Below are 23,979 nucleotides of genomic sequence, written 5' to 3'. Positions count from 1 at the left end.
CGTTCAGCAGGGATATCGAGCAAGGATCAAATCGATCCTTCTTCCCTCAGCAAGGCCAGGTCGGATTCGCTGTAGCCCAGTTCGCGCAGCACTTCGTCGGTGTGCTCGCCCAACAGCGGGGCGCGCTGGACCTCGGTGGGGCTGTCCGAGAGCTTGATGGGGTTGCCCACCGTCAGGTGCTTGCCGCGCGTGGGGTGCTCCACCTCCACCACCGTGCCGCTCTTGCGCAGCCACGGGTCCTCGGCAATCTCCTTCATCGAGAGAATCGGCCCGCAGGGAATGTCGAATTCATTGAGGATCTCCATGGCCTCGAACTTGGTCTTGGTCATGGTCCACTGCTCGATGCGGGCGAAGATGGGCTTCAAGTGCAACAGCCGTGCCTGGGGCGTGGCATAGGCCTCATCCGTGATCCAGCCTTCCTCGCCAATCACCTTGCACACCGCCGGCCACACGGCCGCCTGCGTGATGAAGTAGATGTAGGCATTCGGGTCCGTCTCCCAGCCCTTGCAGCGCAGGATCCAGCCGGGCTGGCCGCCGCCGGAGGCATTGCCGGCACGCGGCACGGCTTCGCCGAACTTGCCGTCCGGATACTGCGGATACTCGTGCAACGACCCCGTGCGCTCCAGCCGCTGCTGGTCGCGCAGCTTCACGCGGCAGAGGTTGAGCACGGCATCCTGCATGGGCGCCAGCACCTTCTGGCCGCGGCCGCTGTGCGTGCGCTGGTACAGCGCCGCCAGGATGCCCAATGCCAGGTGCAGGCCCGTGCCGCTGTCGCCGATCTGTGCACCGCTCACCACCGGCAGGCCGTCATCGAAACCCGTGGTGGAGGCCGCACCGCCCGCGCACTGCGCCACGTTCTCGTAGACCTTGCAGTCCTCGTAGCGGCCTGGGCCAAAGCCCTTGACGGAAGCCAAGATCATGCGTGGGTTGAGTTTATGGATGTGCTCCCAGCTCATGCCCATGCGCTCCATGGCGCCGGGTGCGAAGTTCTCGACCAGCACGTCGCATTTCTTGATCAGCGACTCCAGCACCTGCTTGCCGCGCGGCTTCTTGGTGTTGAGCGTCACCGAGCGCTTGTTGTGGTTGAGCATGGTGAAGTAGAGGCTGTCCACGCCCGGGATGTCGCGCAACTGCGCGCGCGTGGCGTCACCCTCGCCCGGCCGCTCCACCTTGATCACGTCCGCCCCCAGCCAGGCCAGCAACTGGGTGCAGGTGGGCCCCGACTGGACATGCGTGAAGTCCAGAATGCGAACGCCGCTCAAAGCCTTGTTCATCAATGTCCCCTAGGTTGTGCAAATCAATGGCGCGCGGCATCCCGGTGCCCGCGCGTGAAATAGGCGAATTGGGCGAATGGGCTGTGTCGGCCTCAGGCCGCGCCACTGGGCTCGGCGGCCAGGCGGGCTTCCAGCTCGGCGATGCGCTTGCGCAGCGCTCGCTCGTCCTGGAAACGCGACGTCTCGTCGCGTATGACCGCGCCCACGCCCTGCACTTCTCCCTGCACGCCGGTGAGCAGCATCACGGTGAAGGCGATGGACAGGGTGTGCCCGTCCTTGTGCAGCGCGGGCACTTTCAGCAGCGTGGTGCCGTAGCGGGTCTGGGCCGACGCCATGGTCTTGTTGTAGCCATCCCAGTGCCGGCCGCGCTGGCGCTCGGGGATGATGAGGTCCAGCGACTGGCCCAACGCATCGGCTTCAGTGAAGCCAAAGATGCGCGTGGCCGCCGCGTTCCAGAACACGATGGCGCCGGCGCCATCGGTGACGACCACCGCGTCGCCCATGGACTTCACCAACTGCTCGAAATCGATGGCAGGCATGGTGGTCTCCCGTTGTGCTTCAATCAGCTTCAGACCACGCCCACGGCGTGGAAGGTGGCGATCTGGTCGCCGTCATAGCCCAACTCCGCCAGCACCTCGTCGGTGTGCTCGCCCAGCAGCGGCGACGCCGTGATCTCGGGCTTCAGACCCGAGAACTTGATGGGGCTGCCCACCGTGAGGTACTTGCCCCGCTTGGGATGCTCCACTTCCACGATGGAGCCGCTGGCGCGCAGGCTCTCGTCAACCGCCAGTTCCTTCATCGACAGCACCGGCGCGCACGGAATGTCGAACTTGCGCAGGATGTCCACCGCCTCGTACTTGGTCTTGTCCGACAGCCACTCCTCTATCGTCTTGAAAATCTCGAAGATGTGCGGCTGGCGCGCATCGGGCGTGTTGTAGGCCGGGTCGTCGATCCACTGCGGGCGGCCCAGCGCGCGGCAAATCGGGGGCCAGGCGTGGTCCTGCACCGTGAAGTAGATGTAGGCGTTGGGGTCCGTCTCCCAGCCCTTGCACTTGAGCACCCAGCCCGGCTGGCCGCCGCCGCCGGCGTTGCCGCCGCGCGGCACCACGTCGCTGAACGTGCCGTGCGGGTACTGCGGATACTCCTTGAGGTAGCCCACGCGCTCCAGGCGCTGCTGGTCGCGCAGCTTGACGCGGCACAGGTTCAGCACGGCGTCCTGCATGGAAACAGCCACCTTCTGGCCCTGGCCGGTCTTGTCCCGCCCGCGCAGCGCGGTCAGGATGCCGATGGCCAGGTGCATGCCCGTGTTGGAGTCGCCGAGAGCGGCGGCGCTCACGGTCGGGGGGCCGTCCCAGAAGCCCGTGGTGGAGGCAGCGCCGCCCGCGCACTGCGCCACGTTCTCGTAGACCTTGAGGTCCGAGTAGTGGTGTCCGTCGCTAAAGCCCTTGACCGAGGCCAGGATCATCTTCGGGTTCAGCTCCAGGATGCGCTCCCAGGTGAAACCCATGCGGTCCAGTGCACCGGGGCCAAAGTTCTCCACCATCACGTCGGAGCACTTGATCAGCTTCTCCAGCACTTCCTTGCCGTCGGAGGTCTTGGTGTCCAGCGTCAGCGAGCGCTTGTTGCTGTTGAGCATGGTGAAGTAGAGCGCGTCGGCATCGGGGATGTCGCGCAACTGGTTGCGCGTGACATCACCGGAGCCCGGGCGCTCGACCTTGATCACGTCCGCGCCGAACCAGGCCAGCAGTTGGGTGCACGCGGGGCCGGCCTGCACGTGCGTGAAGTCGATGATGCGGATGCCTTCAAGGGGTTTCGTCATGGTCACGCTCCTGCTGTCAAATCGGTGGAAATCGGTGATTTCCTGGCGAGCCATGGTAGAAATCGCGCCTCAAAAGCGCCGTTGACTGCGGTCAATCGGCCAGGTCAGTAAATACCCGGGGTGATGTGCAGTGGCTGCAGTGATTTCTTCCGTGGCGAACCACCGTCAGCGCAACGTGATCCATGTGCAGCTCAGGCAAAACGTCGTTCTCAAGGACCTGAACGACGCCGAGCGCGAGGAACTGGAGGCGTTGCTGGAGGTGCGCGACTTCAACAAGGGCGACTACCTCCTGCACCAGGGCGTGCACGAGATGGAGCAGTACTTCGTGCTTGAAGGCGTGCTCAAGCGCGCCGTCACCAACGCCGACGCCAAGGAGATGATCCTGCGCTTCGCGGGCGCGGACGACATGGAGACCAGCTACGCCGCCTGGCGGCTGAACACACCCACGCCCTACAGCATCATCGGGGTGGTCAAGGGCCGCGTGGCCAAGCTGCCCATGCCCAAGTGGGTCGAGTTCATGGACCGGCACCCGAAGTTCAAGGAGGTGTTCGAGTACCACGTGATGCGCGTGATGAGCGAAATCATGGCGCACACCATCACGCTGCACCTGCTGGACGCGCCGGGCCGCGTGCACCGTTTCATGCGCAAGCATCCCGTGATCAATGAGCAGATTCCGCGCAAGGAATTGGCGTCCTTTCTCAATCTCACGGCGGAAACGCTCAGCCGCCTGAAGCAGCGCGGAAAAATCTAGCGCCGCGAGCCTCAGCCCCGCGCGTCAAACTGCAGGATCGCCTCGACCATCGCGTCCAGGGGCAACACGGCGTCCACGGCGCCGAGCTTGATGGCTTCCTTGGGCATGCCGAAGACGACGCAGGAGGCCTCGTCCTGGGCAATCGTGCGCCCACCGCCATCGTGCAGCACCTTCATGCCGCGAGCGCCGTCATCGCCCATGCCGGTCAGCAAAATGGCCAAGACATCCGCACCCGCACATTCGGCTGCGCTGCGAAACAGCACGTCTACTGAAGGCTTGTGGCGATTGACGGTGGGACCGTCGGTGACCACTGCATAGTACTGCCCACCCGCCTTGCGCAATGACAGGTGCTTGCCGCCGGGCGCAATGAGCACGGTGCCGCGCTGCATGCGGTCGCCATGGCGGGCTTCGCGAACCGACATGGCACACAGCTCGTTCACACGCTGCGAAAACAGCGCAGTGAACTTCTCAGGCATGTGCTGCACGATGGCCATGGCAGGCGCATCGGCAGGCAGCGCCGTGAGAATCTGCTCGATCGCCTGCGTCCCTCCCGTGCTGCTGCCCAAGACGACGGGCTTGTTGACGCTGAGCGCGTGAAGCACGGGCGACACCGCTTGCCTCGCCTGCGCCGGCCTGGCAATGCGGCCCGCGCGCGGATGGCTCTGCGCCGCCGTCTTCAAGGCCAGCACGAGCTCACGGCGAGATGCCTCTATGTACTGGCGCAAGCCCAGACGCGGCTTGGCCAACACGCTCACGGCGCCCAAGGCTAGCGCCTCCAAGGCCACCTTGCTGCCCTCGGTTGCCAGCGTGCTGAAAACCACGGTGGGGATGGGCATGACCTCCATCATCTTCCGCAGGAACGTCAGCCCATCCATGCCCGGCATCTCGACGTCCAGCAAGAGCACGTTCGGATTCAACTTGCGAATCATGGGCTCGGCCAGAACGGGGTTCGGGGCACTGCCGAGAATTGTCAACTTGGCATGGTCCTGCAGCAGGAATGCAACCGTCTGCCTGACCAACGCGGAATCGTCCACGACAAACACGCCGATACTCACCACCGCCTCCCTACCGGCGCACGCACGCCCACGAAGCCATTTTCTAGCGGCACGGACTGCACCCGTACGCTCCGGGCGCCCACCGTCCAATCCAGCTTTCGGTAGCAGGTGCCGCCCACGTCCACGTGCGTCACGCGCACACCGTCGGCGGCAAGCCGGTCCATGACCCATGCAACATTCGCCGCACCGACGTCAGGACCACCTTGGTACCCGGGGAACATGTTGCCGCCGCCAAGAACCCCGGCCTCGTACATCCGTGGCTGGTATCCACGGCGCATCAACGTCGCATACATGCTAGCCAGCGCCGGCCCGGCCCACTGCGTCTCCAGGCGCTCAGCCCCGTCGTTTGAGAACCGAGGGTTTCATGGCTGGGCAGTCAGGATCAGGCAAATTCCATCCTGGGCCGCATCCGTTGCGCAGCAAACCATTCAGCGCCGCCATCCAGAATATCCGGCACCCAGTAGAGCGTTTCGATGCCCTGGCGCAGCCTGGAGATGCCGGCTTCAAACCGAGGTTGTGTATCGCAGCAACCCAGCACGATGTCGGGCATGCCAGGGTAGGGCCTGCGCCTGCGCAGCTTCACCAACTCCGCAGCCAGCATGGCCTGCAACGCGGCATGGCCGCCGCGCACCAGCATCAAGCGCAAGTGCGATGCGCCCATCGCCCAAGCCGCAATCAACAGGCCTTCGAAACAGCGATGCGGGTTGCGCTGCAGCAGCACACGGTCGCCGCCGCTGCGCTCGTCCTGCCCTGCGCACGCCTCCATCAGCCGCGGCGTGGGCTCGCGGTGCACGCGCTCCCACTCCATTGCCGCCGGCCCTTGCGCGCCAAACAGTCCGCTTTCACCCACGCTGCGCAACACCATCTCGACGTCGAGCTCACCGGCCACACAGCGCTTGAGCAGCCGATAACCGCCGCGCGCCACGTAGGCGGCGTGATCGACAACGCCCTCTGGTGCCGGCGCTTTCAGGACAACGACGGGGCGCATGGTCGTCTCCCTGACCAAAAGGGCCTGGTGTCAGACCACGCCCACGGCGTGGAAGGTGGCGATCTGGTCGCCGTCATAGCCCAACTCCGCCAGCACCTCGTCGGTGTGCTCGCCCAGCAGCGGCGACGCCGTGATCTCGGGCTTCAAACCCGAAAACTTGATGGGGCTGCCCACCGTGAGGTACTTGCCCCGCTTGGGATGCTCCACTTCCACGATGGAGCCGCTGGCGCGCAGGCTCTCGTCAACCGCCAGTTCCTTCATCGACAGCACCGGCGCGCACGGAATGTCGAACTTGCGCAGGATGTCCACCGCCTCGTACTTGGTCTTGTCCGACAGCCACTCCTCTATGGTCTTGAAGATCTCGAAGATGTGCGGCTGGCGCGCATCGGGCGTGTTGTAGGCCGGGTCGTCGATCCACTGCGGGCGCCCCAGCGCGCGGCAGATCGGGGGCCAGGCGTGGTCCTGCACCGTGAAGTAGATGTAGGCGTTGGGGTCCGTCTCCCAGCCCTTGCACTTGAGCACCCAGCCCGGCTGGCCGCCGCCGCCGGCGTTGCCGCCGCGCGGCACCACGTCGCTGAACGTGCCGTGCGGGTACTGCGGATACTCCTTGAGGTAGCCCACGCGCTCCAGGCGCTGCTGGTCGCGCAGCTTGACACGGCACAGGTTCAGCACGGCGTCCTGCATGGAGACAGCCACCTTCTGGCCCTGGCCGGTCTTGTCCCGCCCGCGCAGCGCGGTCAGGATACCGATGGCCAGGTGCATGCCCGTGTTGGAGTCGCCGAGAGCGGCGGCGCTCACGGTCGGGGGGCCGTCCCAGAAGCCCGTGGTGGAAGCGGCGCCGCCCGCGCACTGCGCCACGTTCTCGTAGACCTTGAGGTCCGAGTAGTGGTGGCCGTCGCTGAAGCCCTTGACCGAGGCCAGGATCATCTTCGGGTTCAGCTCCAGGATGCGCTCCCAGGTGAAACCCATGCGATCCAGCGCACCGGGGCCAAAGTTCTCCACCATCACGTCGGAGCACTTGATCAGCTTCTCCAGCACTTCCTTGCCGTCGGAGGTCTTGGTGTCCAGCGTCAGCGAGCGCTTGTTGCTGTTGAGCATGGTGAAGTAGAGCGCGTCGGCATCGGGGATGTCGCGCAACTGGTTGCGCGTGACATCACCGGAGCCCGGGCGCTCGACCTTGATCACGTCCGCGCCGAACCAGGCCAGCAGTTGGGTGCACGCGGGGCCGGCCTGCACGTGCGTGAAGTCGATGATGCGGATGCCTTCAAGAGGTTTCGTCATGATTCGCTCCTTGATGGGTTGCCGTGTGGGCGTGTGTGGGTGTGAAGCTGTGAGCTCGCCTGCGGCTTACTTCTTGGTGGCCGCACGCGTGGGGTTGAGGTTGGTGATGCGGCCGCTCTCGGTGCCGGCCGTCTCGTCGATGACGGCGTTGATCAGCGTGGGCCGGCCGGAAGCGATGGCTTCGCGCATGGCGCGGCCCAGCTCGTCCGGCGTGGTGGCGGTGACGCCGTGGCCGCCGAAGGCCGTCATCATCAAGTCGTAGCGGGCGTCCTTGACGAACACGGTGGGCGCCGGGTCCGCACCACCGGTCTGGTTGACGTCCGTGCCCTTGTAGACGCCGTTGTTGTTGAAGATCACGATGCACACCGGCAGTTGATAGCGGCAGATGGTCTCCACCTCCATACCGCTGAAGCCGAAGGCGCTGTCGCCCTCGATGGCGATGACGGGCTTGCCGGTGGTCACGGCCGCGGCGACGGCGAAGCCCATGCCGATGCCCATCACGCCCCAGGTGCCCACGTCCAGGCGCTTGCGCGGCTCGTACATGTCCACGATGGAGCGGGCGAAGTCCAGCGTGTTGGCGCCCTCGTTGACCACGATCGCATCCGGCCGCTCCTGCACCACCTTGCGGATCGCGCCCAGCGCGCCGTGGAAGTTCATGGGAAAGGCCTTGGACTCCAGCGTCTGCGCCATCTTGGACAGGTTCTTGTCCTTGCGCTGCGCGATGGCGCCGGTCCACTCGGCCGGCGGCTTCTGCCAGCCGCTGCCCATGCCCGCCAGCAGCGCCGACACGCACGAACCGATGTCGCCCACCAGCGGCGCGCTGATGGGCACGTTGCTGTCGATCTCGGTGGGAGAGATGTCGATCTGTATGAACTTCTTGGGCTCGGCACCCCAGGTCTTGCCCTTGCCGTGCGACAGCAGCCAGTTCAGCCGCGCACCCACCAGCACCACCACGTCGGCCTCGGCCAGCACGTAAGAGCGGGCGGCAGCCGCCGACTGCACGTGCGTGTCAGGCAGCAGGCCCTTGGCCATGGACATGGGCAGATAAGGGATGCCGCTGCGCTCCACCAGCTCGCGGATTTCCGTGTCCGCCTGCGCATAAGCCGCACCCTTGCCCAGCAGGATCAGCGGTCGCTTGGCGCCCTTGAGCAGTTCCAGCGCGCGCGCCACCGTGTCCGGCGCGGGCAACTGGCGCGGTGCCGGGTCCTGCACCTTGACCAGCGAGCGGCGGCCGGCCTCGGCCTCCATGGTCTGCGAGAACAGCTTGGCGGGCAGGTCCAGGTAAACACCGCCGGGGCGGCCGGAGCACGCCGCGCGGATGGCGCGGGCAATGCCGATACCAATGTCCTGGGCGTGCAAGACGCGGAAAGCGGCCTTGCAGAAGGGCTTGGCCGCGTTGAGCTGGTCCATCTCCTCGTAGTCGCCTTGGGCCAGGTCCACGATCTCGCGCTCGCTGGAGCCGCTGATCAGGATCATGGGGAAGCAGTTCACCGTGGCGTTGGCCAGCGCGGTGAGTCCGTTGAGGAAGCCGGGGGCCGACACCGTGAGGCAAATGCCGGGCTTTTGCGTGAGGAAGCCCGCGGCGGCGGCCGCGTGGCCCGCGTTCTGCTCGTGGCGGAAGGAGATCACGCGCATGCCCTCGGCTTGGGCCAGCCGCGTGAGGTCGGTGATGGGAATGCCGGGCAGGCCGAAAATGGTGTCGATGTCGTTGAGCTTGAGCGCGTCTATGACCAGGTGGAAGCCGTCGGTGAGCTGCTCCTGCTGCTGCTCCACCACCGGCGCCGCGGCCTGCACGCCGGTCTCCGCCAGGGTGGCCACGGGTGCCACGCGGGTGGCCGGGGACTTCTCGATGACGCTGGACATGTCTTATTCCTCGTGCTTCAAAAGGTGGCTGTTGGGGTCGCCGTGGTGGCTGAGATCAGTACCGGGCTTGGAGAAACTTTCACCCGGCGCTGCGATTTGTTCCATTGACTGCGGTCAATTTTCGGAAATTGACCACTTCGTTGTTCGCGCACCCAATGGTGCATTGGTGCCCTGGAAGGAGGACATTGGGGAGCGGGCCCGTGCGCAGCCGGCGAGTGGTTCAGAGTAGGCTGCGCACGGGTGAGCAGGGGCCGTGGTCAGGCGGCTCCCGCGAAGGACTTGCCATCCTTCGTCTGCTGCACTTCCGCTGCCGCGCGGGCCTGGTCGATGAACTTGCGGCGCATGGGGCGCAAGACGAACCAGGCCATCAGCGCGGCCACTGCGTTCATCACGGCCGCCACGGTGAATACCGTTTCCCAGCTGCCGCTGGACGTCACCAGCACGCTGGACAGCGGCACCAGCAGCGAGGCCGTGCCCTTGGCGGTGTAGAGCATGCCGGCGTTGGAGGCGGCAAACTTGGAGCCGAAGGTGTCGGCACAGGTGGAGGGGAACAGGCTGTAGATCTCGCCCCAGGCGAAGAACACGAGGCCCGTGAAGAGCACGAAGGCCAGCGGGTTGTGGCCCATGTGGTACAGGCCCAGGATGCTGATGGTTTCGATGGTGAACGCGAAGAACATAGTCTGCTCACGGCCGATCTTGTCCGACACCCAGCCGAAGAAGGGGCGCGTCAGGCCGTTGAGCACGCGATCGATGGCCATGGCGAAGGTCAACGCGGGCAGGGCCAGGCCCATGATGCTCACGGGCACGTCGGCGATCTTGAAGTCCTTGGCGATGGGCGCGAGCTGCGCCGTGGCCATCAAGCCGCCGGCCGCCACCATCACGAACATCAGGTACATCACCCAGAACACCGGCTTGCGCACCACTTCCGTGGGCGCGTAGTCGCGGCGCGACTGCTGCAGGTTGGTGGCCATGGTCTTGACCGTCTTCATGACCTTGTTCGGGTCCAGCAGGCACAGCGCCAGCAGCATGGTGGCAATGCCTTGGCCGATGCCGAAGTAGAAGAAGGCCGCTTCGTAGCCCTGCGACTTGATCATCGCCGTGATGGGCAGGATGGTCAGCGCCGAGCCCGCGCCAAAGCCCGCGGCCGTCATGCCTGCGGCCAGGCCTCGGCGGTCAGGGAACCACTTGAGCGCGTTGCCCACGCAAGTGCCGTACACCGCGCCGGCACCGACGCCGCTGACGGCCGCGGCGAAATACAGCAGGGTCAGGCTGTCGGCGTAGGAGTTCATCACCCAGCCGATGCCACAGAGTGCGCCACCACCCAGCACCACGGGGCGCGGGCCAAACTTGTCCACCAGGTAGCCTTCAACGGGCACCAGCCAGGTTTCCGTGAGCACGAAGATGGTGAAGGCGATTTGAATGGCCGCCCGGGACCAGCCGTACTTGTCGGCAATGGGGTTGACGAATAGCGTCCATCCGTATTGAAGGTTGGCGATCATCGCCATGCAGACGATGCCTATGAGCAGCTGTCCCCATCGGAACATTGGGCCGCGAGCGATGTCTGGCGTGGCTTGGGAAGCCGGAAACTGCGGGTTCATTGGGTTGCACTCCTCGGTGTTGGAGCCGTTGGTGGCGGGAGCCAATGTCGGATTTGCACCCCCAAAAAACTCTTGACTGCGGTCAATAACCCAAAAACTCGGATAGGCGGTTTCCCTAGGTCCCTAAGTCACGTTGCACAACACCCGGGAGAACCCACGGGGAACCCGCCTTCAGAGGTACACCTTCAAATCACTTGCGACGATGTTCGCAGTTCAGAAGGTGTTTTTCGTTTTGTAGTTGACTATGCATCTTCTGTCAGACGCGCTTGTCTGCGCCGGCTTGCGCTTTTCATGCAGTGCCTGCAATGGCCCGCGCGCTCGTCACCCGGGTATTTGCTGCAGCGCAGTAAACAGATCTCGACCCGGGAATATCAGTCCATGTCAGTGCTTTCCCTTGATTTCCGAAAATTGATCGCAGTCAACGGCCGAATTCGCAGGCCCCTTGGATAGTCCGCCCAACCACAGGCCACCAGGGGACATCGAATGAACCAGACCGATTCCTACGACCGGCAAGCCGTCGGCAGGGTTCTCGCGGAACGCGCCGGCCTGCACGGCCCGCTGATGCCGGTGCTGCACGGCGTGCAGGAGGCGCTGGGCCACGTGCCGCAACAGGCCGTGGCGCAGATCGCGCAGGCGCTGAACCTCTCGCGCGCCGAGGTGCATGGCGTGCTCACCTACTACCACCACTTTCGATCCGAGCCGCCCAAGGGCCCGGTCCTGCAGGTCTGCCGCGCCGAGGCCTGCCGCAGCGTCGGCGGCGAGCAGCTCCTCTCCCACGCGCAGCACTGCGGCGCGCACTGTGAAGTCGAGCCCGTGTACTGCCTGGGCCTGTGCGCCATGGCGCCGGCCGTCATGCTGGAAGGCCAGCCCTATGGCCGCATGAGCTCGGCCAAGCTCGATGAACTGCTGGACGACGTGGGAGGCGCGCGATGAGCCCCGTGAACGCCGACGCTGGCCAAGCCGCCATGAACGCCAACGCCGCCACCACCATCTACGTCTCCCGCGACGCCGCCGCCCTGGCCGCCGACGCGGACCTCGTGGCCTGTTCCATCGCCGCGCAGGCCGGCGCCGCGGGGGTGCCCGTGCGCATCCTGCGCAACGGCTCGCGCGGGCTGCTGTGGCTGGAAACGCTGGTGGAAGTGCAAACGCCCGCCGGCCGCATCGCCTACGGCCCCGTGCAGCCGCAGGACGTGCGCTCCCTCTTCGAAGCCGGGCTGCTGCAAGGCGGCGAGCACCCGCTGCGCCTGGGCCCCGTGGAAGAGCTGCCCGCCTTCAAGCGCCAGCAGCGCCTGACCTTCGCCCGCTGCGGGCTCAACGACCCGCTGGCGCCCGTGCCCTGGCAGGGCCTCAAGGCGGCACTGGCCATGCCGGGCACGGACATCGTGCAGCAGGTGCTGGACTCCGGCTTGCGCGGGCGCGGCGGCGCGGCCTTCCCCGCCGGCATCAAGTGGCGCACCGTGGCCCAGGCGGCCTCCGACACCAAGTACGTGGTCTGCAATGCGGATGAAGGTGACTCCGGCACCTTCGCCGACCGCATGCTCATGGAAGGCGACCCCTACCTGCTCATCGAAGGCATGGCCATCGCCGCGCTGGCCGTGGGCGCCTCGCTGGGCTTCATCTACATCCGCTCCGAGTACCCGCATGCGGTGCGCACCTTCACGGCCGCCGTGCAGGCCGCGCGCGAGGCTGGCGTGCTGGGCAAGTCCATGCTGGGTTCCGGCATCACGTTTGACATCGCGGTGCGCGTGGGCGGCGGCTCCTACGTCTGCGGCGAGGAGACGGCCATGCTGGAGAGCCTGGAGGGCAAGCGCGGCATCGTCCGCGCAAAGCCGCCGCTGCCGGCCCTGAGCGGCCTCTTCGGCCAGCCCACCGTCATCAACAACGTGCTGACCTTCGCGGCCGTGCCCACCATCCTGGAGCACGGCGCCGCCTTCTACCGCGACTTCGGCGCCGGCCGCTCGCGCGGCACCTTGCCCTTCCAGCTCGCGGGCAACGTCAAGCGCGGCGGCCTGTTCGAACTGCCCTTTGGCCTGAGCCTGCGCGAGCTGGTGTTCGACATCGGCGGCGGCACGGCCAGCGGCCGGCCCGTGAAGGCCATACAGGTGGGCGGCCCGCTAGGCGCCTACGTGCCGCAGTCCCATTGGGACCTCCCGCTGGACTACGACGCTTACTCGGCCCAGGGCCTGGTGCTGGGCCATGGCGGCGTGGTGGTGCACGACGACTCGGTGGACATGGCGCAGATGGCGCGCTTTGCCATGGAGTTCTGTGCCGCCGAGAGCTGCGGCAAGTGCACGCCCTGCCGCATCGGCTCCACGCGCGGCGTGGAAGTGATAGACCGCATCGTCCGCAACCACAACCGGCCTCAGCAGGTGCGGCTGCTGCGCGACCTGTGCGACACCATGCTGGCCGGCAGCCTGTGCGCCATGGGCGGCATGACGCCCTACCCCGTGCTCTCCGCGCTCGACCACTACCCGCGCGACTTCGGCCTGCTCGGCGACGACGAGCAAGCGGCCTGAGCCCGACAGAACAAGCCTCAACCCTGATCCAGGAATTCTGGGAGCCCCGACATGCTGCCTCATGACGACGTGGACTACGGCACGCCCAAGCGCGCCTCGGACCAGCAGGTGACGCTGGAAATCGACGGCCAGGCCGTCACCGTGCCCGCGGGCACCTCGCTGATGCGCGCGGCCATCGAAGCCGGCGTGTCCGTGCCCAAGCTGTGCGCCACCGACAGCCTGGAGCCCTTCGGCTCCTGCCGGCTGTGCCTGGTGGAGATCGAGGGCCGGCGCGGCTTCCCGGCCTCGTGCACCACGCCGGCCGAAGCCGGCATGAAGGTGCGCACGCAAAGCGACAAGCTTCAGAAGCTGCGCCACGACGTGATGGAGCTCTACATCTCCGACCACCCGCTGGACTGCCTCACCTGCGCCGCCAACGGCGACTGCGAGCTGCAGGACATGGCGGGCACGGTGGGCCTGCGCAACGTGCGCTACGGGATGGAGGGCAAGAACCACTTGGGCGCGGCCAAGGACGAGTCCAACCCCTATTTCACCTACGACGCCAGCAAGTGCATCGTCTGCAACCGCTGCGTGCGCGCCTGCGAGGAGACGCAGGGCACGTTCGCCCTCACCATCTCCGGCCGCGGCTTCGACAGCCGCGTCTCGCCGGGGCAGGACCAGGCCTTCATGGACAGCGAGTGCGTGAGCTGCGGCGCCTGCGTGCAGGCCTGTCCGACGGGCACGCTGCAGGACAAGAGCGTGGTCGCGCTGGGCATGCCGACCAAGAGCGTCGTCACCACCTGCGCCTATTGCGGCGTGGGCTGCGGCTTCAAGACCGAGGTCAAGGGCGAGCAGGTGGTGCGCATGACGCCGTGGAAGGACGGCCAGGCCAACGACGGCCACTCCTGCGTCAAGGGCCGCTTCGCCTGGGGCTATGCCACGCACAAGGACCGCATCACCAAGCCCATGGTCCGCGAGCGCATCACCGACCCGTGGCGCGAGGTGAGCTGGGACGAGGCCATCGCGCACGCCGCGTCCGAGTTCAAGCGCATCCAGGCCCGGCACGGCCACGACGCCGTGGGCGGCATCACCTCCAGCCGCTGCACCAACGAGGAGGCCTACCTCGTGCAAAAGCTCATACGCGCGGCCTTCGGCAACAACAACGTGGACACCTGTGCCCGCGTGTGCCACTCGCCCACCGGCTACGGGCTGGGCCAGACCTTCGGCACCTCGGCCGGCACGCAGACCTTCAAGTCCGTCGAGCAGTCCGACGTGATCATGGTCATAGGCGCCAACCCGACCGATGCGCACCCGGTGTTCGCCTCACGCATGAAGAAGCGCCTGCGCGAGGGCGCGAAGCTGATCGTGGTGGACCCGCGGCGCACAGACCTCGTGGCCTCGCCGCACGTGGCAGCCGACTTCCACTTGCAACTGCGCCCGGGCACCAACGTGGCGCTGGTGACGGCGCTGGCGCACGTGATCGTTACCGAGGGGCTGCTCGACGAGCTCTTCATCGCCGAGCGCTGCGAGGACCGCAGCTTCCGGCAGTGGCGCGAGTTCGTGGCGCGGGCCGACAACTCGCCGGAGGCGACCGAAGCCGTCACGGGCGTGCCGGCGCGGGAGGTGCGCGGTGCCGCGCGGCTGTACGCCACGGGCGGCAACGCCGCCATCTATTACGGCTTGGGCGTGACCGAGCACGCGCAGGGCTCGACCATGGTCATGGGCATCGCCAACCTCGCCATGGCCACGGGCAACGTGGGCCGCGAGGGCGTGGGCGTGAACCCGCTGCGCGGCCAGAACAACGTGCAGGGCTCTTGCGACATGGGCAGCTTCCCGCACGAGCTGCCGGGCTACCGCCACGTGTCCGACAGCACCGTGCGCGCCGAGTTCGAGGCCGCCTGGGGCGTGGCGCTCTCGGCCGAACCGGGGCTGCGCATCCCCAACATGTTCGATGCGGCGCTGGAAGGCTCGTTCAAGGGCCTGTACGTGCAGGGCGAGGACATCGTGCAGTCCGACCCCAACACCCAGCACGTGACGGAGGCCCTCTCGCGCCTGGAGTGCCTGGTGGTGCAGGACATCTTCCTCAACGAGACGGCCAAATACGCCCACGTCTTCCTGCCCGGCTCCAGCTTCCTGGAAAAGGACGGCACCTTCACCAATGCCGAGCGCCGCATCTCGCGCGTGCGCAAGGTCATGAAGCCGCTGGGCGGCCTGGCCGACTGGGAAGTCACCGTGAAGCTGGCCGAGGCGCTGGGCTACCCCATGCCCTACGCGCACCCCTCGCAAGTGATGGACGAGATCGCGCGCCTCACGCCCAGCTTCCGCGGCGTGAGCTACGCCAAGCTGGACAAATTGGGCAGCGTGCAGTGGCCCTGCAACGAGGACACGGCCGAGGCCGGCACGCCCACCATGCACGTCGACGGCTTCGTGCGCGGCAAGGGGCGCTTCGTGATCACGCAGTACGTGGCCACGGCCGAGAAGGTCACGCGCCGCTTCCCGCTGGTGCTCACCACGGGGCGCATCCTCAGCCAGTACAACGTCGGCGCGCAGACCCGGCGCACCGACAACAACCGCTGGCACGACGAGGACAGGCTGGAGATCCATCCCCACGACGCCGAGGAGCGCGGCCTGCGCGAGGGCGACTGGGTCGGCATCACCAGCCGCGCGGGCGAGACGGTGCTGCGCGCGGTGCTGAGCGAGCGCATGCAGCCCGGCGTGGTCTACACCACGTTCCACTTCCCCGAGTCCGGCGCCAACGTCATCACCACCGACAGCTCCGATTGGGCCACCAACTGCCCCGAGTACAAGGTGACCGCGGTGCAGGTGAGCAAGGTGGCGCAGCCCTCCGAATGGCAGCGCGGCTACGAGGCGTTCAACCGGCAGCAACTGGACGCGCTGGAGCGCCGCGGCGAAGCTGCCGCCGCCGAAGCCGCCCTGGTGATGGAGAAATGACATGGGCGCCGCCGACTTCATGACGCATCCCGGCGCCCGCCGCCTGCAGGCCCTGCGCTGCCAGGGCGGCGTGGCCAGCGTGGTGGGCGACGACGTGGCCGACGAGGTACCCGTGGCGCTGCAGTTCAACGGCATCTCGCACGCCGTGATGCTGGCCACGCCGCTGGACCTGGAAGACTTCGCCTACGGCTTCTCGCTCAGCGAAGGCCTGGTGGACCATGCCAACGACATCCACGACCTGGAGATCGAGGCGGTGGACCGCGGCGTGGTGGTGCACGTGGAGATCGCCAGCCGCTGCCTCACCCGGCTGAAGGAGCGCCGCCGCACCCTGGCCGGGCGCACCGGCTGCGGGCTGTGCGGCACGGAGAGCCTGGCGCACGCCCTGCCGCGCTGCGACCGGCGCGTGGCGCCCATGGCGCTGGAGGCCTCATCGGTCGCCTGCGCCCTGGCCGCCATGCGTGCGCACCAGGTGCTGCAGGGCGCCACGGGCGCCACGCATGCCGCTGCATGGTGCGGGCCCAGCGGCGAGCTGTGGCGACTGCGCGAGGACGTGGGCCGCCACAACGCACTGGACAAGCTCATAGGCGCCCTGGCCCGCGGCCGGGTGGACGCGTCCGCCGGCTTCTTCGCCGTCACCAGCCGCGCCAGCTACGAAATGGTCCAGAAAACCGTGCGCGCCGGCGTGGGCACCCTGGCGGCCATTTCCGCGCCCACGGCGCTGGCGGTGGACACGGCGCAGGAGGCGGGCCTGTGCCTGATCGGCTTTGCGCGCGGGCGCGACTGGATGGCCTACAGCGCGGCGAGCCGTTTGAACATCACGCCGCTGGCGGCCTGAAATTAGGAGCCATTGAAATGAACGGACACCGCAGCACGGACAACCTGGTGCGCATGGCCAACAGCATTGGCGATTTTTTCAATGCCATGCCGGACCAAGAGGAAGCATGTCGCGATCTTGCGATGCATCTACAGCGCTATTGGGAGCCGAGGATGCGCAGCGGCCTCCTGCGGCACCTGGAAAACCACCAGGGGGAAGGCCTTCAGGAAATAGTGCTGGTGACGCTGAGACAATATCGAGCCGAATTGGGCTGACACGCCGGACACGGCGTGCACCAATTACAGCAATTTCAGTACTGCACCAATATCGTCACGCGCCGGTTCGCCGCATACGCTTCCGGCGTATCGCCCAGCGCCGCCGGCACGTTGTCAGCCCGCCCCATGGAGGCCAGCCGATAAGGCTCGATGCCATGCTCCACCAAATAGCGCACCACCACACCGGCACGCGCCGAGGACAACTCCCAGTTGGATTCGAAGCGGCCGTTGGATATCGGCTGGCTGTCGGTATGGCCTTGCACCAGGATATTGTTGCGCGGCACGTCCTTCAGCGCTTTCGTGACGCTCTTGAGTACCGGCAGCGCGGCGGGCAAGAGCCGCGCATCGCCCGAGGCAAACAGCAGCCGGGCATTCAGCGATATTTCCACGCCGGCGGCAGTGCGTGAGAGTTTCACGTCGCTGTTGTCACCCAGCGCCGTCAAATTTTCCATCAGCGCCGCGGCCTTTTCATCCTGCGTGTTTTGAGCGGCGACATTCTGGGTGGCCTGGGTTTTGTCTTGCCGCACCAGGTCGCTCATCACGACGTCCTTGTTTTTCACGAGCTGCAGGGCGTACAGCATCATGAACATCACCATCAGCAAGGTAATGAAATCGGCATAGGAAACCAGCCAGCGCTCGGAGCCGGATTCCTCCTCGTCGTGCTGTTCCTTGGGTCGCCAGCCGCGGTCGCCAATAGCCGTGAATGGCGCCTCCGGCTGGGTTTGCAGCAGTTGGGACACCGTGGCCGCCGCCTTGGCGGGACTCACGGTCGGGGGGGTCGGCGCGGGTGTGCCGGCGTCCTGCGTGGCCATGGCGGGAATCTCCAGAATCAGGCCAGCACTTCGTCGGCGCGCTGCCGCACGTCACCCACCAGGCGGGTTTCTATCGTCTTGGGCGATTCCTTGCGGGAAATGGCCAAGATTCCATCCAGATACAGCTTCCGGTAACGCAGCTCGTTATCGATCTGGGCCTTGATTTTTCCGTACACCGGCAGGTAGGCCAGATTGGCCAGGCCCACGCCATACAGCGTGGCCACGAAAGCCACTGCAATACCCTTGCCCAATTCGACGGGCTCGGTGATGTGGCTGGTCATTTGAATCAGGCCCAGCACGGCGCCCACGATGCCGAAGGTGGGCGAATATCCGCCGGCCTGATGCCAGATTTTCGCAGCCGCCGTCTGGTTGCGCTCATACGCTTCCAGCTCACGGCGCAGCGCATCGTCGATCACCGGCGTGGGCACGCCGTTGGCCAGCAATTGCAGCCCCCGTGCGGCAAATTGGCTGATGCCGGCCGTATCCACGTTTTCCAGGCCCAGCATGCCTTCCATCTTGGCCTTGCGGCCCCATTCCAGCAGTTGCGCCAGGCTGTCACGGTCCACGGGCTTGGGCGAGGAAAATACCCAGCGCAGTTGTTTGACGCCGTCAAAAAACCGGATCCAGGTGTTCTGGATCATCACCGCGCCCAAGGTGCCGCCGACCACGATCAACAGCGCCTCGGTCTGCAGCAGCACCAGCAGGTTGCCGCCTTCCAGGGCAAAACCCGTCCCTATGGCGGCCAGCGCCACCAGCGCGCCGACGATGGTCAAGAAATCCATGGCGGGTACTTCCTATGTTGTCTGCTGCTCTTTATCGGCGCCGCCGTGGAGAACTGAAACCCGCCGGCGTCAGTAGGGCGAGGCCGGCTCCGCCGCCTGCGCCGACGCACCGGGCGGGCGGCGCAGCGCCTTCACGGCTTCGAGCACGGTCTGCTCGACCTGCTCGGCCTCGTAGGGATCCCCGCCATCGCTCTGTGCCACGATCTTTTCGATTTCCTCGCGCTTGGACTTGGACAGGCAGCCGTACAGCTTGGTCAGCAATTCCTTGTCGCTGATCTGCTGGAACAGTTTGGCCAGGTCAAATTCGTCAACACCATTGAGCACATCGAACAAAATGCGCTTGTCCACGTACAGCAGATCGTCCACCGATTCGAGCTGACCCCGGTTCTGGCGCTTGGCGAAATAATCCCGGCCCTTTTCCGAGATGAAGCGCAGCACCTCGGTGCGGCTGAAATTGAAGACGTCTTCGGCAATTTCCGCGGCGGCCAGCTTCTTGAGAAGCTGATTGCGTTCCACGCCGGTGAGGGTTTCCAAGTCGTCCAGGCCTATGAGCTCCAGCTCCCCTTGGAGCCGGCCGTCAAAATTGTGCTTGGCCAGCTCCTGCGCACGGGTGACGATGGCCGTGGGATGGAAAGAGAGCGTCTGCGCGGCGGAAACGACGCCGTCGGCATTGGCGTCCAGGCTCACGCTGCCGTTGTTGAGCGAGATGAGGTTGAGCATGGCCATGCGCTTGAGCGTGGCGGCCACATGGCGGCGGGAGTGCCCGGTGACGTCGCGAATCCTTCTGATCACGTCCGCCACGGGCAGGTTGGGCTCGCCCTCCCGCTCGCGGCGCGCGGCGCGCGCGGGCGCATCGGCCGCCCCCATGAGCGCAAGGATGTGGGCACAGCTCAGGATGTCGGACTGGCGCTGGATGTTCTCGTGGCCGGCGAGCTGCTCGTCCTTCTTCATGGCCGCCTGTATCAGCGAGCGCAGCATGTGGCGCAGGAAGCTCGGGATGCCCTCCATGGCGACCTTCACCGCCGCCGCTTCCACCACCTGCAGCTCGCAATAGCTCAAGGCCCGCGCGGTATAGCGCCGCGGCTCGGACGACACCAGCACGTCCTCGCCGAAAAACTGCCCCTTGCCCAGCGTGCCCAGGACGATACGAATGTCGTCGCGCGTGATGGAAATTTCGACCTGGCCATCCTTGATGACGAAAATCGCAGGCAGGCCCATATATCCCTCGGAGAGTATGACTTCTCCTGGAGATACTTTTTTCACGTGCGTCGTGACCGGTTTCACCCAACCCTCCAAAATCAACCAACCCAATCAATGCAGTGGCGACCTGCCAGGTGGGCGTTGACCGGCAACCCGGAAACGGCCTGATGAATTTGTCGCCCGGAAACCTTGAGCTTCCGGAGAAAAACAACCTGAAAACAGCCGCAGGAGAGTTCCTGCATTGCCCAGGGCAACGTTGAAAAGGCTCTCCAGCACTTTCCGCATCGCGCCGCTACTCCCAGCGCCAGCGGATTCCACGACCCCTAGGATGGGTCTGGACTATACACGGCGGTTACTTTATGTCATACGTAGAGTGTTAAAGGATCGTGTATATGCCGCAGTTTCCCGAGCGGCAAGTCAATGCCGGTCCTGACCGGGCTCACGCCCGCGCCGCGCACCAGCCCAGGAAATCGTCGGCCGGCAGCGGGCGGCTGATGCAGTAGCCCTGCGCCATGTCGCAGTGCAGCGCGGCCAGTTCCTCCAGCGTCGCGTCGTCCTCCACCCCTTCGGCCACCACCTGCAGGTGCAGGCTGTGGGCCAGCTCTATGGTGGAGCGGACGATGGCGGTGGAGCCGTCGTCGTGCTGCATGGCCGCCACGAAGGACTGGTCGATCTTGATCGCGTCCACCGGCAGCCGCTGCAGGTAGGACAGCGACGAGTAGCCCGTCCCGTAGTCGTCGATGGCCAGGCGCAGATCCAGACGCTTGAGCCGCGCCAAGGTCTCCAGCGCGGCGGTCGGGTCCTGCATGAGCGCGCTCTCGGTGAGCTCGAATTCGATCCAGTCCGGCTCCGCCCCCCAGGTGGCCAGCGCATGCTCGATGCGTTCCAGCAACCGCGGGTCGTGCAGGTCGCGCGCGGAGAGGTTGACCGACAGCGGCTGCGCGCACCGCCCCTGCTCGTGCCAGGCGTGGCTTTGGCGCAGCGTGGCGTCCAGCATCCAGAAGGTCAGCGGCGTGATCAGCCCCGTCTGCTCGGCCAGCTTGATGAAGCTGCCCGGGTTCACCTGGCCCAGGCGCGGGTGGTTCCAGCGCACCAGCGCCTCGGCGCCGCAGACCTCGCCGGAGGCCATGTGCATCTTGGGCTGGCAATAAAGCATGAGCTCGTCGCGCTCTATGGCGCCGCGCAGCTCGCTCATGAGCGCCATGCGCTGTGCGGACTCGCGGTCCAGCCCCATCTTGAACACCGCCACGGGCGAGCCCGCGCCGCGCGCCTGCATGAGCGCGATGCCGCTGCGCCGGATGAGCATCTCGGCGTCCGCGCCGTGGCCCGGGTACAGGCTGATGCCGGCACTGGCGCGCGCGTCCAGCAGGAAGGCCGACATGTCCACCGGCTCGTCCAGCGCCGCCACGCACTGCTGCGCCACCCGGCAGGCGGCCTCGGCACCGGCGCGCGGCAGCAGCAGGGCGAACTCGGCCTCGGTGAGCCGGCCCAAGAGCCCGCCCTCGCCCACCACGGCCTGCAGCCGCTGCGCCGCGGCGCGCATCAGGCGGTCCACCTCGGTGCTGCCCAGGGCCTCGTTGACCTCGCGCAGGTGCATGAGGCCCACGCGCACCACGGCCAGCGGCCGGCGCTCCTCGCGCGCGGCGGCAATGGCGTCTTCCAGCAGCTCGCGCAGCCGCGCCTGGTTGGGCAGCCGCGTCACGGCGTCGAAGTAGGCCATGCGGCGGATGGTTTCCTCCGCCGCCGCGGCCTTGACGCGGTGGCGCAGCGCCGCCAGCCCAAAGCCCAGGTCCACGGCGGTGGCCAGGAGCAGTTGCACCTCCTTGTCGTCGAAGGCGTCGGTCTCCGCGGCCAGGATGTGGAAGGAGCCCGTGAGCACGCCGTCCACGCGCAGCGGCAGCACCACCACCGAGCCGTAGCCGCGCTCGCGTGCGTCCTTCCGGAAGGGGTAGTCGGGGTCGTGCACCACGTCGCGCAGCACCATGGGTTCGCCCGCCTCCATGCGCTCGGCCAGGGTGCGCCCCAGGCGGCTGGTGTTCCAGTTGCGCCGCAGCGAGAGAAAACCCTCTTCCAGCCCGGCGTGGGCCATTGGGCACAGGGTCAGCGCCTCGTCCTGCTGCAGGTAGCCCACCCAGGCCAGCCGGTAGCCGCACTCCTGCACCGCCACGCGGCAGACCTCCTGCAGCAGCGCCGCCTCGTCGGCGGCCTGCGCCAGCGCGTGGTTGACCGCCGCGCGCACCCGCAGCGCGCGGTTGAGATGGCGCACCTCGGCTTCGGCCTGCTCGCGCCGCCGGCGCAGGCGCAGGATTTCCAGGCCGAAGGCCAGGTCGTCGGCCACCTCGTCCAGGATGCGGCGCTCGCGCCCGTCGAACGCGTCAGGCTCCGGCGCCGCGATGGTGAGCGCGCCGAAGATCTCGCCTTCTATGCGCAGCGGCAGCGACAGCACCGAGCCCAGCCCCCAGCGCCGCGAGAAGTCGCGCCAGAACGGCGGGAAGTCGCCGCCCTGCGCGTCGTTGATGAGGTGCGGCTGCCCGGTGCTGATGGCCAGCCCCGTGGCGCTGTGGCCGCGCTCGCTGTCGTTCCAGCGCAGCGCGTGCATGTCGGCCTCGTCCAGCGGAATGCCGGCCTGCGCCAGCAGCGTGACGGTCTTGTCCTCGTCGTGCTCGGCGCGGCCGATGCGCGCCATGCGGTAGCCCGCCTCCTCCACCACCACGCGGCAGATTTCGCGCAGCAGCGCATCCTCGCTGCGCGCACGCAGCAGGGCACGGTTGCAGCCGGAGAGCGTGCGCAAGGCGCGCTCCAGGCGTTCGAGCTCCTCAAGGCCGGATCGGTTCTTCTGCATCGCTTCCCCGCCGCGGGCGGCCATTGGGCCGATGCATGCATCTACACCTTGCGCGCGCTTTCGTCACCTGCCGCGGTGTACTCAAGCGCTGCGGCTGTAACGGCCGGCAGCGCCCAGCGGCTTGCCGGCCGGCATCCCGGGCACGCAAGACGCGGATCGTCAACACTTCGTGAATCGAGACTCCACGGCATAGGGCTTGGTTTTACGTTCCGTGTTCCTTAGGCTGGAGGCCGTTTTCTTGATCTGCATCAGGCCGCCCTTTGAACCCCTCCTCCCGCGCCCTGCATGGCATAGGGCTGCTGCTGCTGGCAGTGGCCTGCTTCGCCACCCTGGACGCCACCACCAAGCTCATCAGCACCGGCGTGCCGCTGGCCATGGCGCTGTGGGTGCGCTACCTGTTCCAGGCGGTGTCCACGAGCGTGGTGCTGCTGCCCACGCGCGGGAAGACGCTGTTTCACACCCGGCGCCCGGGCCTGCACGCGCTGCGCGCGCTGCTGCTGCTGTCGTGCAGCGCCTTCGCTTTCATGAGTTTCAAGCACATGCCGGTGGGCGAGGTCACGGCCATCGTGATGCTCACGCCGCTGGTGATGACGCTCGTTGCCGCTACCGCGCTGCGCGAGCGCATCTCGCCGGCGCGCTGGCTGTGCGCGGGCGGCGGCTTCGCAGGCGCCCTGGCCGTCATACAGCCCGGCAGCGACGTGTTCGACTGGACGCTGCTCATGCCCTTGGGCGCGCTGGCCACCAACACCGGCTTCCAGATCGTCACCAGCCGCCTGGCGCGCACCGACGACCCGGGCACCATGCACTTCTATACCGGCGCCGTGGGCGCGCTGGTGGCCAGCGCGGCGCTGCCCTTCGCCTGGCAGCCGCTGGGCTCCGGCGTGCTGTGGGCGCTGCTGCTGCTGGTAGGCCTGGTCAGCACGGTGGGGCACTTCCTGCTCATCCTGGCCTACCGCCGCGCGCCGGTGGCGCTGCTCACGCCCTGGCTGTATGCGCAGATCGGCTTTGCGACGCTGGCGGGCTGGCTGGTGTTCCGCCACGCGCCCGACGCGCTGGCGGTGGGCGGCATCGCCGCCATCGCGACCTGCGGCGCGCTGGGCACCTGGCTCAGCGGGCGCGAGCACGCCGCGCGGCTGGCGGGCGCGGGCAGCGCCTGCCGCGCCTGAAGCGACTGCAGT

19 protein-coding genes and 1 pseudogene are annotated in these 23,979 nt (G+C 66.8%); 7 read left to right on the top strand and 13 right to left on the bottom strand.

The window, feature by feature from the left end; genetic code table 11:
- Positions 1 to 26: 26 nt before the first annotated feature.
- From frc (SM757_RS06155) to frc (SM757_RS06145), 3 genes are all read right to left on the bottom strand, one after another.
- A complete protein-coding gene (frc, locus tag SM757_RS06155; RefSeq protein ID WP_322464785.1) occupies positions 27 to 1,274 on the bottom strand; it encodes a formyl-CoA transferase in 1,248 nt (415 codons plus the stop codon).
- 92 nt (positions 1,275 to 1,366) lie between these two features.
- Positions 1,367 to 1,813: a PAS domain-containing protein gene (locus tag SM757_RS06150; protein WP_322464784.1), complete on the bottom strand. Its 447-nt coding sequence runs from the start codon at positions 1,811 to 1,813 to the stop codon at positions 1,367 to 1,369.
- 29 nt (positions 1,814 to 1,842) lie between these two features.
- A complete protein-coding gene (gene frc, locus SM757_RS06145; protein WP_322464782.1) occupies positions 1,843 to 3,093 on the bottom strand; it encodes a formyl-CoA transferase in 1,251 nt (416 codons plus the stop codon).
- A gap of 142 nt (positions 3,094 to 3,235) precedes the next feature.
- On the opposite strand from frc (SM757_RS06145), the gene SM757_RS06140 reads away from it, so the two are divergent.
- The gene (locus tag SM757_RS06140; RefSeq protein WP_322464826.1) at positions 3,236 to 3,844 is read left to right on the top strand and encodes a Crp/Fnr family transcriptional regulator; all 609 of its coding nucleotides are present in this window, start codon (positions 3,236 to 3,238) and stop codon (positions 3,842 to 3,844) included.
- Positions 3,845 to 3,855: 11 nt separating this feature from the next.
- Here the strand turns inward: SM757_RS06140 and SM757_RS06135 are convergent, their stop codons facing one another.
- The 6 genes and pseudogenes from SM757_RS06135 to oxlT form a co-directional block, all read right to left on the bottom strand.
- Positions 3,856 to 4,899, bottom strand: coding sequence for a protein-glutamate methylesterase/protein-glutamine glutaminase (locus tag SM757_RS06135; RefSeq protein WP_322464783.1), 1,044 nt, complete (start codon positions 4,897 to 4,899; stop codon positions 3,856 to 3,858).
- Positions 4,896 to 5,231: pseudogene (locus tag SM757_RS06130) on the bottom strand (hypothetical protein); the annotation flags it as partial. The pseudogene SM757_RS06130 and the gene SM757_RS06135, both read right to left, overlap by 4 nt.
- A 50-nt stretch (positions 5,232 to 5,281) precedes the next feature.
- Positions 5,282 to 5,824 carry a hypothetical protein gene (locus tag SM757_RS06125; protein WP_066343577.1) on the bottom strand — a complete coding sequence of 181 codons (543 nt, stop codon included), beginning with the start codon at positions 5,822 to 5,824 and terminating at the stop codon, positions 5,282 to 5,284.
- A 93-nt stretch (positions 5,825 to 5,917) separates the two neighbouring features.
- The gene (gene frc, locus SM757_RS06120; RefSeq protein WP_322464782.1) at positions 5,918 to 7,168 is read right to left on the bottom strand and encodes a formyl-CoA transferase; all 1,251 of its coding nucleotides are present in this window, start codon (positions 7,166 to 7,168) and stop codon (positions 5,918 to 5,920) included.
- A 66-nt stretch (positions 7,169 to 7,234) separates the two neighbouring features.
- Entirely contained in the window at positions 7,235 to 9,031 is a 1,797-nt protein-coding gene (gene oxc / locus SM757_RS06115) for an oxalyl-CoA decarboxylase (RefSeq protein ID WP_084267929.1), read from the bottom strand.
- 257 nt (positions 9,032 to 9,288) lie between these two features.
- On the bottom strand, positions 9,289 to 10,575 hold the full coding sequence (gene oxlT / locus SM757_RS06110; protein ID WP_169806010.1) for an oxalate/formate MFS antiporter: 1,287 nt from the start codon (positions 10,573 to 10,575) through the stop codon (positions 9,289 to 9,291).
- A 537-nt stretch (positions 10,576 to 11,112) separates the two neighbouring features.
- Between oxlT and SM757_RS06105 the strand changes: the two genes are divergently transcribed.
- From SM757_RS06105 to SM757_RS06085, 5 genes are read left to right on the top strand one after another with little or no spacing between them, the layout of a single operon-like run.
- A complete protein-coding gene (locus SM757_RS06105) occupies positions 11,113 to 11,562 on the top strand; it encodes an NAD(P)H-dependent oxidoreductase subunit E (RefSeq protein ID WP_084267930.1) in 450 nt (149 codons plus the stop codon).
- Between the two features lie 32 nt (positions 11,563 to 11,594).
- On the top strand, positions 11,595 to 13,145 hold the full coding sequence (locus tag SM757_RS06100; protein WP_322464825.1) for a formate dehydrogenase beta subunit: 1,551 nt from the start codon (positions 11,595 to 11,597) through the stop codon (positions 13,143 to 13,145).
- A 51-nt stretch (positions 13,146 to 13,196) separates the two neighbouring features.
- Positions 13,197 to 16,076, top strand: a complete 2,880-nt coding sequence (gene fdhF, locus SM757_RS06095; RefSeq protein ID WP_322464781.1) for a formate dehydrogenase subunit alpha — start codon at positions 13,197 to 13,199, stop codon at positions 16,074 to 16,076.
- 1 nt (position 16,077) lies between these two features.
- A complete protein-coding gene (fdhD, locus tag SM757_RS06090; protein WP_322464780.1) occupies positions 16,078 to 16,911 on the top strand; it encodes a formate dehydrogenase accessory sulfurtransferase FdhD in 834 nt (277 codons plus the stop codon).
- Between the two features lie 17 nt (positions 16,912 to 16,928).
- Entirely contained in the window at positions 16,929 to 17,165 is a 237-nt protein-coding gene (locus SM757_RS06085) for a formate dehydrogenase subunit delta (protein ID WP_322464779.1), read from the top strand.
- Positions 17,166 to 17,200: 35 nt separating this feature from the next.
- On the opposite strand, the gene SM757_RS06080 is transcribed toward SM757_RS06085, so the two are convergent.
- From SM757_RS06080 to SM757_RS06065, 4 genes are all read right to left on the bottom strand, one after another.
- Entirely contained in the window at positions 17,201 to 17,977 is a 777-nt protein-coding gene (locus SM757_RS06080; protein WP_084267931.1) for an OmpA/MotB family protein, read from the bottom strand.
- Between the two features lie 17 nt (positions 17,978 to 17,994).
- On the bottom strand, positions 17,995 to 18,759 hold the full coding sequence (locus tag SM757_RS06075) for a flagellar motor protein (protein WP_066342048.1): 765 nt from the start codon (positions 18,757 to 18,759) through the stop codon (positions 17,995 to 17,997).
- Between the two features lie 69 nt (positions 18,760 to 18,828).
- A complete protein-coding gene (locus SM757_RS06070; RefSeq protein WP_322464824.1) occupies positions 18,829 to 20,022 on the bottom strand; it encodes a cyclic nucleotide-binding domain-containing protein in 1,194 nt (397 codons plus the stop codon).
- A 376-nt stretch (positions 20,023 to 20,398) separates the two neighbouring features.
- Positions 20,399 to 22,801 carry a bifunctional diguanylate cyclase/phosphodiesterase gene (locus SM757_RS06065; RefSeq protein ID WP_322464778.1) on the bottom strand — a complete coding sequence of 801 codons (2,403 nt, stop codon included), beginning with the start codon at positions 22,799 to 22,801 and terminating at the stop codon, positions 20,399 to 20,401.
- 260 nt (positions 22,802 to 23,061) lie between these two features.
- Between SM757_RS06065 and SM757_RS06060 the strand changes: the two genes are divergently transcribed.
- Entirely contained in the window at positions 23,062 to 23,967 is a 906-nt protein-coding gene (locus tag SM757_RS06060; RefSeq protein ID WP_322464777.1) for a DMT family transporter, read from the top strand.
- The last annotated feature ends 12 nt before the right edge of the window (positions 23,968 to 23,979 follow it).

This window comes from Azohydromonas lata, from assembly GCF_034427735.1.
GTDB classification, from domain to species: domain Bacteria; phylum Pseudomonadota; class Gammaproteobacteria; order Burkholderiales; family Burkholderiaceae_C; genus Azohydromonas; species Azohydromonas lata.
This window is presented reverse-complemented; position numbering and strand designations above follow the sequence as displayed.

Bases quoted from the DNA above. Each gene is read 5' to 3' on its own strand.
- frc (WP_322464785.1), bottom strand. From the start codon at position 1,274: ATGAACAAGGCTTTGAGCGGCGTTCGCATTCTGGACTTCACGCATGTC.
- SM757_RS06150 (WP_322464784.1), bottom strand. From the start codon at position 1,813: ATGCCTGCCATCGATTTCGAGCAGTTGGTGAAGTCCATGGGCGACGCG.
- frc (WP_322464782.1), bottom strand. From the start codon at position 3,093: ATGACGAAACCCCTTGAAGGCATCCGCATCATCGACTTCACGCACGTG.
- frc (WP_322464782.1), bottom strand. From the start codon at position 7,168: ATGACGAAACCTCTTGAAGGCATCCGCATCATCGACTTCACGCACGTG.
- oxc (WP_084267929.1), bottom strand. From the start codon at position 9,031: ATGTCCAGCGTCATCGAGAAGTCCCCGGCCACCCGCGTGGCACCCGTG.
- oxlT (WP_169806010.1), bottom strand. From the start codon at position 10,575: ATGTTCCGATGGGGACAGCTGCTCATAGGCATCGTCTGCATGGCGATG.
- SM757_RS06105 (WP_084267930.1), top strand. From the start codon at position 11,113: ATGAACCAGACCGATTCCTACGACCGGCAAGCCGTCGGCAGGGTTCTC.
- SM757_RS06100 (WP_322464825.1), top strand. From the start codon at position 11,595: ATGAACGCCAACGCCGCCACCACCATCTACGTCTCCCGCGACGCCGCC.
- fdhF (WP_322464781.1), top strand. From the start codon at position 13,197: ATGCTGCCTCATGACGACGTGGACTACGGCACGCCCAAGCGCGCCTCG.
- fdhD (WP_322464780.1), top strand. From the start codon at position 16,078: ATGGGCGCCGCCGACTTCATGACGCATCCCGGCGCCCGCCGCCTGCAG.
- SM757_RS06085 (WP_322464779.1), top strand. From the start codon at position 16,929: ATGAACGGACACCGCAGCACGGACAACCTGGTGCGCATGGCCAACAGC.
- SM757_RS06080 (WP_084267931.1), bottom strand. From the start codon at position 17,977: ATGGCCACGCAGGACGCCGGCACACCCGCGCCGACCCCCCCGACCGTG.
- SM757_RS06075 (WP_066342048.1), bottom strand. From the start codon at position 18,759: ATGGATTTCTTGACCATCGTCGGCGCGCTGGTGGCGCTGGCCGCCATA.
- SM757_RS06065 (WP_322464778.1), bottom strand. From the start codon at position 22,801: ATGCAGAAGAACCGATCCGGCCTTGAGGAGCTCGAACGCCTGGAGCGC.